Origin of the sequence: Parabacteroides provencensis, from assembly GCF_900232875.1 — a bacterium.
Classification (GTDB): domain Bacteria; phylum Bacteroidota; class Bacteroidia; order Bacteroidales; family Tannerellaceae; genus Parabacteroides; species Parabacteroides chinchillae.
This window is the reverse complement of sequence record NZ_LT960491.1, coordinates 145,631-161,454: the sequence shown is the minus strand read 5'-3', so window position 1 is coordinate 161,454 and position 15,824 is coordinate 145,631. Positions and strand designations below refer to the sequence as shown.

The window sequence follows — 15,824 nt, the reverse complement described above, 5'->3', positions numbered from 1 at the left end:
TACTCATGAATAAATTATTTTTTTCTTTAGTAACAGTATTTCTTTGTATGAATCAGGCATTTGCTCAGTCGGATGCATTTTATTTTGTTCAGATGTCAGACCCGCAGTTCGGGATGTTGGATGGTAATAAATCTTTCACAAAAGAAACGAAGTTGATGGAACAGGCTGTGGAGGCTGTAAACAAGTTGAATCCGGAATTTATCGTTTTTACAGGTGACTTGGTGAATGTCTGGAATGATAAAAAACAGATTTCCGAATTCCGGCGAATCTTGGGGCAGATAAAAAAAGAAATTCCGGTGTATGTATTGCCTGGCAATCACGATTTTGATGTAAATGTTTCAGACAAAGCTTTTCAGGCTTATCTGGATGAATATGGCTACGACAGTTTTAATTTCCAGGTTAAGAACACTTGCTTTATCGGCTTGAATAGCCCGGTTATCTTCGCCGACAAGAAAGATGAAGAACAATCGCAGCTGGTGTGGATGGAAAGAATCCTGAAAAACTCGCAGAAGTGTAACCATCGTATCCTTTTCAGCCACTATTCTTTTTTTGTGGAAACACCGGATGAGGCAGACCAATATTTCAATATTCCATTGACGAAGCGCGGAAATTATATTGATATGTTTAATAAATACAATGTCGATGCTATGTTTTCGGGACATTTGCATCGGAATGCCAAAGGTTCTGCAGGTAATTTTAAGATGATAACTTCAAGTGCATTGTGCTATCCGTTAGGTGAAGACAAAGTTGGTTTCCGTATTGTAAAGGTTTATCCGGACCGTATCGAGTCGGATTACTATGATTTGGATAATATTCCTGTAAAAGTAAATTTATAGTAATTGCATAAAAATATGGAGGAAACTATTTACGGTATTTTCTTCCTGCTCTGTGGGTTTAGAAAATTTGTTTATTCTTAACCTGAAAAACCGTGCCAATCTTATTTAGCGTTTGTTATAATATTGTAAAGACTTCAGTCTGATAGAACGATTTAAATAAGTTTGGTATGGTACGTAAATTATTAATTCGAGATTTAACTCTTCGTGATGGTCAGCAGTCTGCATTTGCTACAAGAATGTCACAGAAGCAAATAGACCGCGTTCTTCCTTATTATAAAGATGCTGGTTTTTATGCCATGGAAGTATGGGGTGGGGCAGTGCCCGATTCCGTAATGCGTTATTTAAATGAAAATCCGTGGGAACGCCTGGAAAAAATAAAAGCGATAATAGGAGACGCATCCAAACTTACTGCCCTTTCCCGTGGTCGCAACCTATTCGGTTATAATCCGTATACGGATGAGATTATAGATGGCTTCTGCCGGAATGCCATTCAGTCGGGTATAAGTATTATGCGTATTTTTGATGCTTTGAATGATGTAGACAATATTAAATCTACTATTCGTTACGTTAAAAAGTATGGTGGAAAAGCGGATTGCGCCGTTTGTTATACGATAGATCCCCACCATTCGGCAGTAGAACGTATTAAGGCAGCTTTGCATGGACATCCTCTGCATAAACCTATCTTTACAGATGAGTATTTTCTGAATAAAGCTCTTTTAATGGAATCGCTGGGGGCTGATATGATAACTCTGAAAGATATGAGTGGCTTGATTCCTCCGGGGCGTACGGCAGAACTGATACGGCTTTTAAAAAAGAACCTGAAAGTCCCTGTGGATTTTCATACACATTGTACGCCCGGTTATGGTTTGGCATCTGTATTGATGGCAATAGTGAATGGTGCTGATATCGTTGATACAAATATATGGAATTTTGCAGGTGGCCCGGCCGCACCGGCAGTTGAATTGGTTTATATTTTTTGCAGGAAGATGGGAATAGAGCTCGATTTGAATATGGAAGCTGTTGCCAGGATTAATGCGGAATTGCTTGAAATACGTAAAGAATTATCTGCGTTTGATACGGCAAAGAAGTTACCGAAGCACTTTGATCCGCTGGAAGATAAAATTCCTGCCGAAATAAATCGTTTCTTTAATGATGCTATTGAGGCTGCGCGTAAAGATAAAGAAGATGATCTGCTGCTTTATTGCCATGCAATAGAAGAATATTTTGATTTCCCAGAGCCGAATGACTTGGTGAAGAAAGCTCAGATCCCCGGAGGAATGTACACGAATATGGTTGCCCAGTTGAAGCAATTGGGACAGTCTGATTTATTGGAAAAGGCAATGTCATTGATCCCTCAGGTCAGAATGGATGCAGGATTGCCTCCTCTGGTTACTCCTACAAGCCAGATTATCGGCGCTCAAGCTGTGTCTTGTGCTTTGGATGAAGAAAACGGGCGTCCGATGTATAGTAATCCTTCCAATCAGTTTATAGCTTTGGTTAGAGGTGAATACGGAAAGACTCCTGTCCCTGTTGATCCGGCTTTCCGTCTGAAGATTGCGGGAATCAGCGATGAAATGCCTTATGATGGTTCCACATATGTGATGCAGGAAAATCCGGTATTAGAGGAGAGTGGTGTATTATTAGCCGAAAATGAAAAGGAAATCCTTTTATTGGAATTATTTCCTACTGTTGCGCGTACGTTTTTGACAAAGCAAAAGATGAATAAATGATACGGGTTTAAAAGAGCTGACTTTTATAATTAAAAGTCCCGTCTTAACATTTCAATTGAGCTGACTTTTGAAATGTTAAGACGGGACTTCTATATTTAAAAGAAATATCTTTCTTATTACATAATTGAAACAGGTATCTTATCTATTCTTCTTTGATGACGTCCGCCTTCAAATGGTTCGTCAAAAAAAGAATTGACAATTTTAGCTGCTTCTTCATTGCCGACAAAACGGCCGGGCATAACTAATATGTTTGCGTCGTTATGAGCTCGCGCAAGCCGGGCTATTTTTTCATTCCAACAGAGCGCTGCACGTACGTTTTGATGTTTGTTGAGAGTCATTGCAATGCCGTTTCCTGTACCACAAATAGCAATACCCGGATATACTTCTCCCTTTTCGACGGCTTGAGCCAGTTCATGGGCAAAATCGGGATAATCGCAGCTTTCGGTTGAATAAGTTCCGAAATCTTTGTAAAGTAGTCCTTTTTTATCGAACAATTGCTTTAAATACTCTTTTAATTCAAAACCTGCATGGTCACACGCTAAACCTATCATTTTCATTATGCTAATAAATCTTTTACTTGCTTATATACGTTTTGTCCTGTGAAACCTAATTTTTCATCCAATACTTTATACGGTGCAGAGAATCCGAAAGATTCTAATCCCCAGACTTTACCGTTTGCGCCAACCAGGCCTTCCAGATTAACCGGCAAACCGGCAGTTAAGCCAAATACTTTGCTGCCTGCGGGAATGATTGATTCCTGATATTCTTTACTTTGGTTGCGGAACAAACCTTCCGACGGAACAGATACGATACGAACCTTAATACCATCTTTACGAAGTAATTCTGCTCCTTCTACCAGTGTCGATACTTCCGAACCTGAAGCAACCAAAACTACATCAGGATTTGCATCTTCATTTACAATGTAAGCTCCTTTTTCTGCCTGCAATGCTTCTTTGTAACGGTTGTCTTTGGCTGGCAGATCGTTTATATTCTGTCTGGAAAGGATTAATGCTGTAGGAGTATAAATATTTTCCATAGCCATCTTCCATGCAACAGTTGTTTCTACAACATCGGCTGGACGAAGTACTAAAACTGAATTATGTCCTTTATGATTTTTCAGTTTTTCCATCAGGCGGATCTGTGCCTCTTGTTCTACCGGTTCATGTGTAGGGCCATCTTCACCAACACGGAATGCATCATGTGTCCAGATAAATTTGACCGGTTGTTCCATTAATGCGGCCATACGGATTGCAGGCTTCATGTAATCTGAGAATACAAAGAATGTACCACATGCGGCAATGATACCACCATGTAAAGACATACCGATGCATACGCAGGCCATAGTTAATTCTGATACACCAGCCTGGAAGAAAGCACCACTGAAATCACCTTTTCTGAATGAATGTGTTTTCTTTAAGAAACCATCTGTCTTATCCGAATTTGAAAGGTCGGCAGAAGCAACTACCATATTTTCAACCTGGGTAGCCAATACGCCTAATACGGTTGCAGAGCCTCCACGTGTAGCTTGATTCGGCTTTTGTTCTATAGCTGCCCAGTCTATTTCCGGAGCAGTACCGGAAAACCATTTTTTCATCTTGGCTGCTAATTCCGGATTCTGTTTAGCCCAAGCGTCACGAACCGCATAACGTTCGGCAACGATAGTTTCCAGTTCTTTGGCGCGTTTTGTATATAATTCGGCTACTTCAGGGAATATGGTGAATGGATTTTCCGGATCACCTCCTAATGCCTTGATTGTTTCCGTCATTGAAACACCAGCTGCCGATAGGGGTTGACCATGTGTGGATACTTTGTTTTCGTAGCTGCTATGATCTTCTCCTAAAGCACCTTTTCCCATAATTGTATTACCAATGATTAGGGTTGGTCTTTTGGATTCGGCTTTTGCTTCTGTTAAAGCCTGGCGTATTTGATTTGCGTCGTTACCATTAATTGTAATGACTTTCCATCCCCAAGCTTCGTATTTCATGGTTACGTTTTCTGCTGTAACTTCTTCTACAGTGGTAGATAGCTGTACGTTGTTGGAGTCGTAAAACATGATCAGGTTGTCAAGACCCAGAGTTCCGGCAACGCGTCCGGCTCCTTGTGATATTTCTTCCTGAATACCTCCGTCAGAAATATAGGCATAAATAGTCTGGTTCATAACTTCTCCCAAACGCGCTTTCAGGAATTTTGCACCAATGGCTGCACCTATGGCATATGTATGTCCTTGTCCTAAAGGACCGGAAGTGTTTTCTATGCCATGCATTACGTCTACTTCGGGATGTCCCGGAGTGATACTGCCCCATTGGCGGAATTGTTTTAGTTCGTCCATTGTGTACTTGCCTGTAAGTGCCAGAACAGAGTAAAGCATAGGAGACATGTGCCCGGGATCAAGGAAAAAACGATCTCTGCCTTCCCATCTCGGATTTTTAGGATCGTACACTAAAAACTCTGAGAATAGTACGTTGATAAAATCAGCACCACCCATAGCACCGCCCGGGTGACCTGAATTTGCTTTTTCCACCATTGAAGCAGCTAAAACACGAATATTGTTTGCTGCTCTATTCAATATTTTAATATCATTCATTTTGGGAGAATTATTATTTTTTGTGCAAAGATAGTTAATCTCTTTGTATCAGTCATTATATCAGTGAAACAATTCGTCCGGGGAAAAGGTTTCTTTCATCCTGTTTTTTTGTAAATGAGCTGATAATAAACAAGGTCTTGAAGAAGAAAGTAGAACTTTCTGTGAAAGAAATGGGATAGTGTTTGTATAAACAAGGTCTTTTAAAAAACTTTTAAGAAGAAAAGGGGAGGCTTTGCAAAGTCTCCCCTTACTTTATTTAGCACAGTTTTCTGGAACCGTCACTAATCACAACATCATATACTTTCGGATTGCGTCCGAATTTTTCTTTATATGTTTTTGTTGCTTCTTCAATAAATGCATCATATTTGTCTTCTTTCACCAAGTTTATGGTACAGCCGCCAAATCCACCGCCCATGACACGTGAACCTGTTACGCCGCATTTCTTGGCAATATCATTCAGGAAGTCCAGTTCTTCACAGCTCACTTCATATAGTTTACTCATACCATGATGAGTTTCGTACATTTTTTTACCTACTGTTTCGTAATCGCCTATTTCCAAAGCATCGCAAACATCCAGTACACGTTGAATTTCTTCAATTACATATTCTGCACGCATGTAATCTTCGGCTGATATTTCATTTTTAACTTCTTTCAGCCAATCCATAGTTGCATCACGCAAAAACTCTACGTGTGGATGATTTTTTTGAATTGCTGCAACAGCTCTTTCACAAGATTCACGACGCTTATTGTATGCAGAAGAAGCCAATTCATGTTTAACTACTGAATCAAGCAGTACTAATTTATAACCTTCCGGGTTAAATGGGAAATATTGATATTCTAATGAACGGCAATCCAGACGGATAAGACTTCCGGCCTTACCGAATACGGAAGCAAATTGATCCATAATGCCACAATTAACACCACAATAGTTGTGTTCGGTAGCTTGTCCGATTTTTGCTAATTCGAATTTGTCCAGACCGCAGTTGAATATTTCATTTAAAGCAAATGCATAAGTGCTTTCTAATGCCGCAGAAGAAGACATTCCGGCTCCCAGAGGAACGTCGCCGGCAAAAGCTGTATTGAATCCGCCGATTTTGCCGCCGCGTTTGATGATTTCACGACAAACGCCGAAGATATATCTTGCCCAGCTTGCACGAGGTGCGTCTTCTTCATTCAATCCGAATTCTACATAATCTTTCAGGTCAATGGAATACGCGCATACTTTATCTGTTCCGTTGGTTTTTATTTCGGCTACCATGCCCTTATCTACGGCTCCGGGGAATACAAAACCACCGTTGTAGTCGGTATGTTCACCTATCAGGTTAATACGCCCCGGTGAAGCGTATACAGATCCTGTTGTTCCGTCGAAATGTTTGATAAAACGGCTTCTTACAAATTCTATATCCATGATCTTAGTCTTTTAATGAGGTTAAAAACAATTTTATTTATAAATGGAAGAGATTAGTTAAGTTGTACGATCAGACAATCTTAACTAATCTCTTACCTTCGTCTATTTTGATTTTGAAGTATTATTCTACAGGAATATCTTTATTTACATTCTTGCTGCCAACCAATGCGTAGTAAAGAATATATGCAAGACCCAGGATGATTACCCAGAAGCTGGCAATGAAACCTGCTGCATCGGCTACTGCACCTTGAACCAATGGCAGAATACCGCCGCCGCAAACCATTACCATAAAGATGCCCGAGGCAGCAGCTGTATATTTACCCAATCCTTCTACTGCCAGGTTGAAAATACCACCCCACATGATTGATGTACATAAACCGCAAAGAGCCATGAACATGATTCCGATAGGAACTTCTACCATTCCGAATGAAATATCAGACAAGAATACCGGCATACTAACTTTTGTGTCTTCTGGAGAGAAGATCGCAATCAAGATAAAGATAATACCTACGGTTGCAGCCGTTGTCAGCATGACTTTACTTGAAATCTTGGCTCCTAAAGATGCACCGCATAAACGACCAACCATCATAAGGAACCAATAAGTGCCAACTAGAGATCCGGCAATTGTTGTATCGATGCCGATTTCAGGAGAAGTAGCAAACAAATTCATAAAATTAGGAATACCAACTTCTACACCTACATACAGGAAGATAGCAACTGTTCCCATGATAAAGTGACGGAAAGAAAGAGCACTATGCTTATCAGGAGTCTTTGCAGCCTCTTTAGCCATAGCCATGTGAGGTTCAGGTATGTCCATAATGAACAGAACGATAAATACAACGGCGAAAATACCCATAGCCAGGAATAAGGCCGGGTTAGCGTTGCTAATCTGTGCTCTTGCAGCATCACCAATCAGATAGCCTACCAATACCGGAACGATAGTTGCACCGATAGAGTTTACAGAACCTGCAATCTGAATCAATTGGTTTCCTTTGTTGCCACCGCCACCAAGCGTATTCAACATTGGGTTTACTACAGTATTCAACATACACATAGAGAAACCAGAAACGAATGCACCAGTCAGGTAAACGGTATAACTACCAACTACACCAGACAAATAAGAAATAGCTACACCACAGAAACCAACGATAATTGCTAGTAATGCAGTTTTCTTATAACCGATTTTCTGCAATAATAAACCTGCCGGAATACCCATAAATGCATAGGCAATGAAGTTGGCAGCATTACCCAGCTGAGACATAAAGTTGCTGGCTGCGAATTGATTTTTAACGATAATGCCAAACGGGTTCTGCAAACCTGTTACAAATGATATCATGAAAAATAAAGCCACCATCATGATAATTGGCAACGTGTAATTTTTTTGTTTGGTAGATTCCATTGTTTTTAATGTTTTTAAATTTATTGATTAATAATTATTTCTCTGCTTTGAATTTGTAGATAGTTGTGCTACCGAATATTTCGCCCGGACGTAGAAGGGTAGAAGGATATTCCGGCTTATTCGGGCTGTCGGGATAATGCTGCGTTTCCAGGCATAATGCGGCACGTTCAGGATAACGTTGGCCTTTTTTTCCTTCAAAATTTCCAGTCATCCAGTTTCCTGTATATAATTGTACACCCGGCTGTGTGGTATATACATCCATAATAATGCCGGTCTTAGGAGAAAGACAACGTGCACAAAAAGAGAGTTCATCGTCTTCTTTATTTAAAATATATGTGTGGTCGTAGCCTTTTCCAAAAAACAGTTGTTCAAAGTCATCGTTAATGCGTTCGCCCACTTCATGAGGAGTGCGGAAATCCATAGGTGTACCTTCGACTTTTTCTTTAGGCCCATAAGGTATGGCCGTACTGTCGGTTGGTAAATAATAATCGGCATTAATTGTTAGAATATGATCTCCGATGTAGGGATCTCCGGCTCCGGATAAATTGAAATAAGAGTGATTGGTCAAATTCAGAACGGTAGGCTTATCGGTTGTGGCATGATAAGAAATAACAACTTCGTTATTATCTGTCAAATGGTAAGTTACGGTCGTTTGTAATTTGCCGGGAAAACCTTCTTCACCATCAGCAGAAATATATTCTAATGTTACCGTTTGTTCGTCCTGTTGAAGTATATCCCATACCTGGGCATTAAAACCTTTTATTCCTCCGTGGAGACTGTTTGGTCCATTATTAATAGCTAATTTGTCATATATTATACCGTCAATAGAGAATTTTCCTTTAGCGATGCGATTTCCGTAGCGACCGCAAATTGCTCCGAAATAAGGTTCTTCAGAAGTTAGGTAATCATCAATAGATTTATGCCCTGTAACTACATCTATTAACTTCCCATTTCTGTCAGGAACCATTAGCGATATGATTTTTGCGCCGTAATTGGTAATGGAAAGTTCTGCTCCTTGTCTGTTTTTGAGAATACAGAGCATTGTATTTTTTCCGTCTATGAGCTTGTTGAAATCAGTAACCATCAAGCCAGACAGCGTGTATTTGTTTTCCATGTATATATTAGTTATTCAAAATTGAGTGTAAAAGTAACTTTCTTCTTTGTATTTATGTAATAATAAAAGGATGTTTTAGAGCATGCTTTTATTTTTTAAGCGGCTATTTTGAACATTTGTTTGTCATTTATAGCTGTTTAGTGTGTCTTTGCTATTATGAAGATTGTTCATGTTTGCTTTCAAAGTCTGCTATGAAGCTTTTTCCTGCAATATTTCGGCAAAAGGACGGTTTGTCAATTTGCTTTCTATCCATGAAAGAAAATCAAATGTTTTTAATAAGTGCCGTTCATATTTATCTTGTTTGATTTTGCTGATGTCTTTTTGATAATGGGCCCATAATTTGTTTTGCATTTTTTTATAAGATGGGAGCGGGTATGCCTGTACAAATCGAAATATGAGTTTCTCGGTGATATACACTTGCTTTTCAAAACTGATATTCCGCTTTATAGAACTGATTTCGCTGATTAAGAAATCATAATTGCCTAACTCTGCCTGTAAAAGTAAGTTAATGAGCCGGGCTATTTTGTATGAAGGCAGAGCATAAAATAGCTTGCCTGAACTAAATATTTTTTTTATTTTCTTTTTAGCATTTGGTATGTCTCCGCAACTAAGATAAAAAATAGCAATGTTGGTATATAATTTTAATTGGGCTTCAAGTTCCAGTAAATCGCTTTTTTTGATTAGACATTCTTCATGGTTATCTATTAACTTTTTTGCTGATTTGAAATCACCTGTATTCTGAAAACTCGCTAATTCATATTGAAAAATGCGAGCTTTTATATCTAATACAAATTCTGTCGGGTAATCTTTGTTTTCTAGTTCTTTGAGTTTGGTTAAGAAAAAAGGCATTTCTTTATATAATCCGGCTGTATGCAAACTGTCTAATATGCCTTGAATGGCACTTACATAATAAATAGGTGGATTTAATATCAAATGTTTGTTTTTTTCAAATAGGTTAATCAGTTCCTGATAATGCCGTATTGCCGATTTATAATTACCGGAGTTCAGATAATAGGTCGCTTGAAATAATAAATGTAGCTTAGTTGCTTCAAAACCTTTGTAAGAACTGTTTGCTATAAGATTAAGTTCACTTAATACCAGATCGTTCAGATCTTCTTTTTGTTTGTCAGAACGTGAATATCCTTTATAGATTAAGCGGTGTTTTAAAATATCATATAGTTGCCGATGCATATTCACATTTCTCGAATACTTCATCGTCTCTTGTATTTTCATTTGTTTTGTTACTAGTTTCCGTTCGCTTACTCCTTCAAAATTAAGGGTACTTAAATATCTTATTTCGGTTCGGAAAATTAACAATAATAATGGATCATTTTCATAAGCTGTGGCCAGCTTTTTAGCTTTTTCCAGTTCTGTAAAGGAATCGTCAAATAAAGCTCTTTCAAATAAAATATCTGCTTTGGAAATATAGTTAAATATTTCGGTTTGTATGTTTTGTTTTTCCCTCAATTTAATTAAGCAATCCAAAATGACTCTGTAAAGATGTTTTACGGCCATGTCGAAACTGCAGCCATTTTGTTCTTTGCAAAAATGGGTGTAAACTTCATCCATGGATAGTTTTTTATCCAATAAATTAAAAAGGGATAAGTATACCTTTTCTCCATTTTGTAGGTTAGCATACAGGCGAAAATACCTTTTTTCCGCCTTTGTCAGAGAATTTACTAAAATGACAAGAGAAGATGCTTTATTCATAATAGTATTTTGTTTATAAAAGATACAAAATAATTGTGTAATTGAATATGATAAATTGAATTATTTACCCAATTAGATAATCCCAAAAATAATTCTTTTTATTTAATCCGAAAGACAATATCCGTTTGTTTTTAATTTTGGGTTTATCATTTTGTTTTAAAATTGTTGTGTTTTCTGTTAAGGGATGTGTTTACCTTTGTTCTAAATCATCTCGATGTTTTTGAAAAATTATCCCGATGATTTGAAGAAAAGATCGAGATGATTTTGTTTTTAATAAGATATCTGATGTTTACCTATTTATTAACTTTATTCTGAACGGAAAAAGTATAACTTTGAACGAGACTATTGGATGACTGATACAAATCCAAGGTTGGAGTAAAATCCAGGATATTCACGGAATTAATGTTTAACTAAAGATAATTATTAGTGAAAAAAATGCAGGAACATAGAATATTGGTAGTTGGCAGCAGTAACACTGATATGGTGATTAAAACCGAGCATCTTCCTCGTCCGGGGGAGACTGTTCTCGGAGGAACTTTCTTCATGAACCCCGGAGGAAAAGGTGCTAATCAGGCAGTTGCCATTTCTCGTTTGGGAGGGAAAGTCTCGTTTGTGTGTAAGACAGGTAGTGACATATTTGGTCACCAGTCCCAACAATTGTTTGAAGAGGAGGGTATCGATACCTCGTATATTTTCTCTGATCCGAATAATCCTTCGGGTGTGGCGTTGATAACGGTAGATGCTCATGCCGAAAATTGCATTGTTGTGGCATCGGGAGCTAATGCAAATTTGCTACCATCGGATCTGGCTCAAGCTATTGAAGCTATTGATGAGGCGGATTTAATACTTATGCAGTTAGAAATACCTATGGAGACTGTCGAATATGTGGCCGAAATAGCCTACCGTAAAAATAAGAAAGTTATTCTTAATCCGGCTCCTGCATGTCCTCTTCCTTCGTCTTTGCTTCAACATTTATATATGATTACTCCTAATGAGACCGAAGCAGAAATGATTTCCGGAATAAAAATTACGGATGAAATATCGGCAGGAGAGGCTGCCAAACGAATTTCGGATATGGGCGTCCAATGTGTCATTATCACATTAGGTTCAAAAGGTGCGCTGGTTTATCAGGATTCTGTGGTGGATATTATTCCTGCATTAAAAGTAAATGCAGTTGATACAACTGCGGCAGGAGACATATTTAACGGAGCACTTACTGTTGCACTTTCCGAAGGGCGTCATTTACCGGATGCGGTACGTTTTGCATGTAAGGCTTCGGCTATATCCGTTACTCGTGTTGGAGCGCAATCTTCGGCTCCGTACCGGAATGAAGTAGATATATTTGGTTAATCTTCAAAAATAAGACTATCATGAAAAAAAAGACTTTTCTTGCCGTAGGTTTAGCTACGATGCTTTGCTGTTTCAGTTCTTGCAACCAACAACAGGCACCTGCAAATCAGACTACGGTTCCCAAAGATTTTACCATTAGCCGTGAAGTTTTGATGGATAAGATCAAAGGCGGCTGGGCCGGACAAACGATAGGTTGCTCTTATGGTGGACCTACAGAATTCAGATATAATGGAACGATGATTCAGGATTATGTTACTATTCCCTGGCCGGATGGCTATATAAAGTGGTGGTATGACACTTTCCCCGGATTGTATGATGATGTTTACATGGATCTGACATTTGTTGAAGTGTTTGACCGGTTGGGATTAGACGCTCCTGCCGATTCTTTTGCAGTTGCATTTGCTAATGCGGGATATACATTATGGCATGCTAATCAGGCTGCAAGGTATAATATTCTGCAAGGTATTATGCCTCCGGCTTCCGGCCATTGGCTTAATAATCCGCATGCTGATGATATTGATTACCAGATAGAGGCCGATTATGCAGGCTTGATGTCTCCGGGTATGCCTAACGCTGCTTCTGCTATTTCGGATAAAATAGGGCATATCATGAATTATGGCGATGGTTGGTACGGCGGTGTGTATGTAGGTGCTATGTATTCTTTGGCTTTCATATCCGACGATATTGAATTTATCGTTACGGAAGCATTGAAAACAATACCCGAACAAAGCACTTATTACCAATGTATGAATGATGTAATCCGTTGGCATAAAGAATTCCCGAATGATTGGAAACGTACTTGGTTTGAATGTGAAAAAAAGTGGAGTCAGGATATAGGCTGCCCGGATGGAGTTTTTGTCCCGCTTAATATAGATGCGGTTATTAATAGTGCTTATATAATAATAGGTCTGTTGTATGGTGAAGGGGACTTTTATAAAACGATGGATATTTCGACACGTTGCGGACAGGATTCTGATTGTAACCCGGCTTCGGCTGCAGGTATTCTCGGAACTATGCTGGGGTATAGCCGCATTCCGGAATATTGGACAAAAAATCTGAAGGAAGTTGAAGACATAAATTTTGCTTATACAACTATTTCTCTGAATAAAACGTATCAGATGAGTTTTGATCAGGCTATGCAGATGATAGAACGCAATGGTGGAAAAATAGAAGGAAATGATATTGTTATAGCTTGCCAGCAGCCTGTTCCCGTAAAATATGAGAAAGCATTTGAAGGGCAATACCCAACGGGGAAAATTGCTATAGATAAAAATATTACTGATGTAGGCGAAGTAACGTTTGATGGCACTTCAATCGTGTTTAAAGGCTATGTAAAATCGCCGGATCAGGATTATGTGGCAAAGGCTGAAATGTATATAGACGGCAAGCTGGTAGAGACAGCTAACCTGCCAGCGTCATACGTAACCCGTCGTAATGAATTGTTCTGGAAGTATCAGCTGCCAAAAGGAAAACATACTGTTTCTTTCAAATGGTTGAATCCGATAGCGGGTACCTCTGTTATGTTTGGCGAGGCATTAGTCTATTCGGATGCACCTTTGCAGTTAGCCCACCGGTAACAGATTGACGTATGGATAAAATAGCTTTGTTAATTATAGGAATGTTTCTGTTTGTGTCATGTAATAGTAGTAATACTGGGACAGCGATGCAAACTGAAACATTGCTTCCCGTAAATCTGATTCTTGATACGGATATCGGTCCCGATTATGATGATGTGGGGGCAATGGCATTAATGCATGCACTGGCTGATAGTGGCCAGGTAAATATATTGGGAGTACTTTCGTCTAATCATGACGAAAATGTAGTTCCATGTATAGAGGTTCTGAATACCTACTTCAACCGCCCGGATATTCCTGTTGGCGGACCGAAGAGTGAAGGAGGTGTTTCTCTTACGTCTTCACATAAAACCAGATGGACAGATGTGTTGCCGGCTAAATATCCGCATAAGACGGCTAAGACTTCCGATGCACCTGATGCGGTAAAAGTATATCGGCAATTGCTGAGTGCCCAACCGGATAGTAGTGTGGTTATCTGCACGATTGGTTTTTTTACTAATTTGAAAGATCTGTTATTATCCGGTAGTGACGAATATAGTCCTTTATCCGGAAAAGAATTGGTTGCCCAAAAGGTAAAAAGGTTAGTGGCTATGGCTGGTGTATTTCCTGAAGGAAAGGAGTTCAATGTTTATTGTGATGTCCTTTCCTCCCGTACGGTTGCGGAGCAATGGCCTACGGAGATTGTCTTTAGTGGTTTTGAGATAGGAAACGCCATTCTTACAGGGAAAAAACTGGTCAGGATGGATATTAGGAATAATCCGGTAAAAGAGGCGTATGAACTATGTTTTGCCGAAGGCGATCCCGATGGACGTATGAGTTGGGATCTTACTGCTGTATTAGTTGCCGTAAAGGGTTATGAACCCTATTATGATGTGGAACGAGGTACTTTTAAGGTGGTAGACAATGAGGGTACCAATAGCTGGACTCCCGGCTCGGACGGAAAAGATCTTTGCTTAAAAGAAAAAGTTCCTCATGCAGAAATGGCTGCTATTCTTGAAAATTATATGATGCATCAACCCGTAATAAAATAAGAAAGATATGTTTATAGTACAAAATTATTCGTTGGCAATTGTGTTTTGCGTGATTACCATGCTTTGTTGGGGATCATGGGGAAACACTCAGAAACTGGCTTCTAAAACGTGGCGGTATGAGTTTTTTTATTGGGATTACGTGATAGGGGTACTGCTCTTTTCAATAATCTCTGCTTTTACTTTAGGAAGTTTCGGGACTGAAGGAAGTAGTTTCCTTACAAATCTGGCGCAGGCTGATATGTCGAGTTTGGGTAGTGCTTTTTTAGGAGGTATTATTTTTAATGCGGCTAATATTTTACTTTCTGCGGCAATTGCAATTTGCGGTATGTCGGTTGCTTTTCCGGTAGGTATCGGACTGGCTTTGATATTGGGTGTTTTGGTAAATTATTTTGGAGCAGCAAAAGGCGAACCGTTATATATATTTGTTGGTGTGGCTTTTATTACGGTTGCAATACTGTTGAACGGACTGGCTTACAAAAAAGCGTTGGTGGGTACTCGTAACGTTTCGGCAAAGGGAATTTTTATTTCTATTGCAGCCGGTGTGATTATGGCATTCTTTTACCGTTTTGTAGCAGCGTCTATGGATTTGGAAAATTTTGCTTCTCCCGCAGCTGGTAAACTGACCCCATATACGGCCGTATTCATATTTTCATTAGGAGTTTTTATTAGTAATTTTTTATTTAATACGTTGGCAATGAAACACCCTGTAGAAGGGGAACCTGTTTCTATATCCGGCTACTTTAAAGGAAATATGAGTACTCACCTAGTGGGTGTATTGGGTGGTGTTATCTGGTGTATAGGACAGTCTTTTAGTATGATTGCTTCCGAAAAAGCCGGCGCCGCAATTTCGTATGGACTAGGCCAGGGAGCAACATTGGTCTCAGCCTTATGGGGAATCTTGATATGGAAAGAGTTTAAAGGAGCTCCGCAAATCTCAAACCAGTTGAATATAGGTATGTTTATCTTGTTTATTATAGGACTGGGTTTCTTGATATACGCAGGAGCATAGCAAAAATAGATTTGGGTATATTTTTATAAGACAAGAACCGGATTAATGGTTCTTGTCTTTTTTTTATATTTATGTCATG

General features: G+C 39.1%; 12 protein-coding genes. 6 read left to right on the top strand and 6 right to left on the bottom strand.

Going from position 1 to position 15,824, the window contains the following annotated elements; all coding sequences use genetic code 11:
• Window positions 1-5 precede the first annotated feature (5 nt).
• Window positions 6-836, top strand: a complete 831-nt coding sequence (locus CTY47_RS14000) for a metallophosphoesterase (protein WP_099465403.1) — start codon at window positions 6-8, stop codon at window positions 834-836.
• A 167-nt stretch (window positions 837-1,003) separates the two neighbouring features.
• Window positions 1,004-2,566 (top strand): carboxylase, encoded by a 1,563-nt coding sequence (locus CTY47_RS13995; protein WP_099465402.1) that lies wholly within the window; start codon window positions 1,004-1,006, stop codon window positions 2,564-2,566.
• Between the two features lie 116 nt (window positions 2,567-2,682).
• Here the strand turns inward: CTY47_RS13995 and rpiB are convergent, their stop codons facing one another.
• The 6 genes from rpiB to CTY47_RS13965 form a co-directional block, all read right to left on the bottom strand.
• Window positions 2,683-3,123 (bottom strand): ribose 5-phosphate isomerase B, encoded by a 441-nt coding sequence (gene rpiB / locus CTY47_RS13990; RefSeq protein ID WP_099465401.1) that lies wholly within the window; start codon window positions 3,121-3,123, stop codon window positions 2,683-2,685.
• The gene (locus CTY47_RS13985) at window positions 3,123-5,150 is read right to left on the bottom strand and encodes a transketolase family protein (protein WP_099465400.1); all 2,028 of its coding nucleotides are present in this window, start codon (window positions 5,148-5,150) and stop codon (window positions 3,123-3,125) included. The genes rpiB and CTY47_RS13985 overlap by 1 nt, the downstream gene beginning before the upstream one ends.
• A gap of 256 nt (window positions 5,151-5,406) precedes the next feature.
• Window positions 5,407-6,558: a galactokinase gene (gene galK, locus CTY47_RS13980; protein ID WP_099465399.1), complete on the bottom strand. Its 1,152-nt coding sequence runs from the start codon at window positions 6,556-6,558 to the stop codon at window positions 5,407-5,409.
• Window positions 6,559-6,679: 121 nt separating this feature from the next.
• Entirely contained in the window at window positions 6,680-7,957 is a 1,278-nt protein-coding gene (locus CTY47_RS13975) for an MFS transporter (RefSeq protein WP_099465398.1), read from the bottom strand.
• Between the two features lie 34 nt (window positions 7,958-7,991).
• Window positions 7,992-9,071: an aldose epimerase family protein gene (locus CTY47_RS13970; RefSeq protein WP_099465397.1), complete on the bottom strand. Its 1,080-nt coding sequence runs from the start codon at window positions 9,069-9,071 to the stop codon at window positions 7,992-7,994.
• Window positions 9,072-9,260: 189 nt separating this feature from the next.
• A complete protein-coding gene (locus tag CTY47_RS13965) occupies window positions 9,261-10,781 on the bottom strand; it encodes a hypothetical protein (protein ID WP_099465396.1) in 1,521 nt (506 codons plus the stop codon).
• Window positions 10,782-11,216: 435 nt separating this feature from the next.
• On the opposite strand from CTY47_RS13965, the gene rbsK reads away from it, so the two are divergent.
• Genes rbsK through CTY47_RS13945 form a run of 4 tightly spaced genes read left to right on the top strand, consistent with a single transcriptional unit; the run spans window position 11,217 to window position 15,745 of the window.
• Window positions 11,217-12,131, top strand: a complete 915-nt coding sequence (gene rbsK, locus CTY47_RS13960) for a ribokinase (protein WP_099465395.1) — start codon at window positions 11,217-11,219, stop codon at window positions 12,129-12,131.
• 59 nt (window positions 12,132-12,190) lie between these two features.
• A complete protein-coding gene (locus CTY47_RS13955; RefSeq protein WP_394340721.1) occupies window positions 12,191-13,708 on the top strand; it encodes an ADP-ribosylglycohydrolase family protein in 1,518 nt (505 codons plus the stop codon).
• A gap of 11 nt (window positions 13,709-13,719) precedes the next feature.
• Window positions 13,720-14,736, top strand: coding sequence for a nucleoside hydrolase (locus CTY47_RS13950; RefSeq protein ID WP_099465393.1), 1,017 nt, complete (start codon window positions 13,720-13,722; stop codon window positions 14,734-14,736).
• 7 nt (window positions 14,737-14,743) lie between these two features.
• A complete protein-coding gene (locus tag CTY47_RS13945) occupies window positions 14,744-15,745 on the top strand; it encodes a GRP family sugar transporter (RefSeq protein WP_099465392.1) in 1,002 nt (333 codons plus the stop codon).
• Window positions 15,746-15,824 lie beyond the last annotated feature (79 nt).

Bases quoted from the DNA above. Each gene is read 5' to 3' on its own strand.
- CTY47_RS14000 (WP_099465403.1), top strand. From the start codon at position 6: ATGAATAAATTATTTTTTTCTTTAGTAACAGTATTTCTTTGTATGAAT.
- CTY47_RS13995 (WP_099465402.1), top strand. From the start codon at position 1,004: ATGGTACGTAAATTATTAATTCGAGATTTAACTCTTCGTGATGGTCAG.
- rpiB (WP_099465401.1), bottom strand. From the start codon at position 3,123: ATGAAAATGATAGGTTTAGCGTGTGACCATGCAGGTTTTGAATTAAAA.
- CTY47_RS13985 (WP_099465400.1), bottom strand. From the start codon at position 5,150: ATGAATGATATTAAAATATTGAATAGAGCAGCAAACAATATTCGTGTT.
- galK (WP_099465399.1), bottom strand. From the start codon at position 6,558: ATGGATATAGAATTTGTAAGAAGCCGTTTTATCAAACATTTCGACGGA.
- CTY47_RS13975 (WP_099465398.1), bottom strand. From the start codon at position 7,957: ATGGAATCTACCAAACAAAAAAATTACACGTTGCCAATTATCATGATG.
- CTY47_RS13970 (WP_099465397.1), bottom strand. From the start codon at position 9,071: ATGGAAAACAAATACACGCTGTCTGGCTTGATGGTTACTGATTTCAAC.
- CTY47_RS13965 (WP_099465396.1), bottom strand. From the start codon at position 10,781: ATGAATAAAGCATCTTCTCTTGTCATTTTAGTAAATTCTCTGACAAAG.
- rbsK (WP_099465395.1), top strand. From the start codon at position 11,217: ATGCAGGAACATAGAATATTGGTAGTTGGCAGCAGTAACACTGATATG.
- CTY47_RS13955 (WP_394340721.1), top strand. From the start codon at position 12,191: ATGCTTTGCTGTTTCAGTTCTTGCAACCAACAACAGGCACCTGCAAAT.
- CTY47_RS13950 (WP_099465393.1), top strand. From the start codon at position 13,720: ATGGATAAAATAGCTTTGTTAATTATAGGAATGTTTCTGTTTGTGTCA.
- CTY47_RS13945 (WP_099465392.1), top strand. From the start codon at position 14,744: ATGTTTATAGTACAAAATTATTCGTTGGCAATTGTGTTTTGCGTGATT.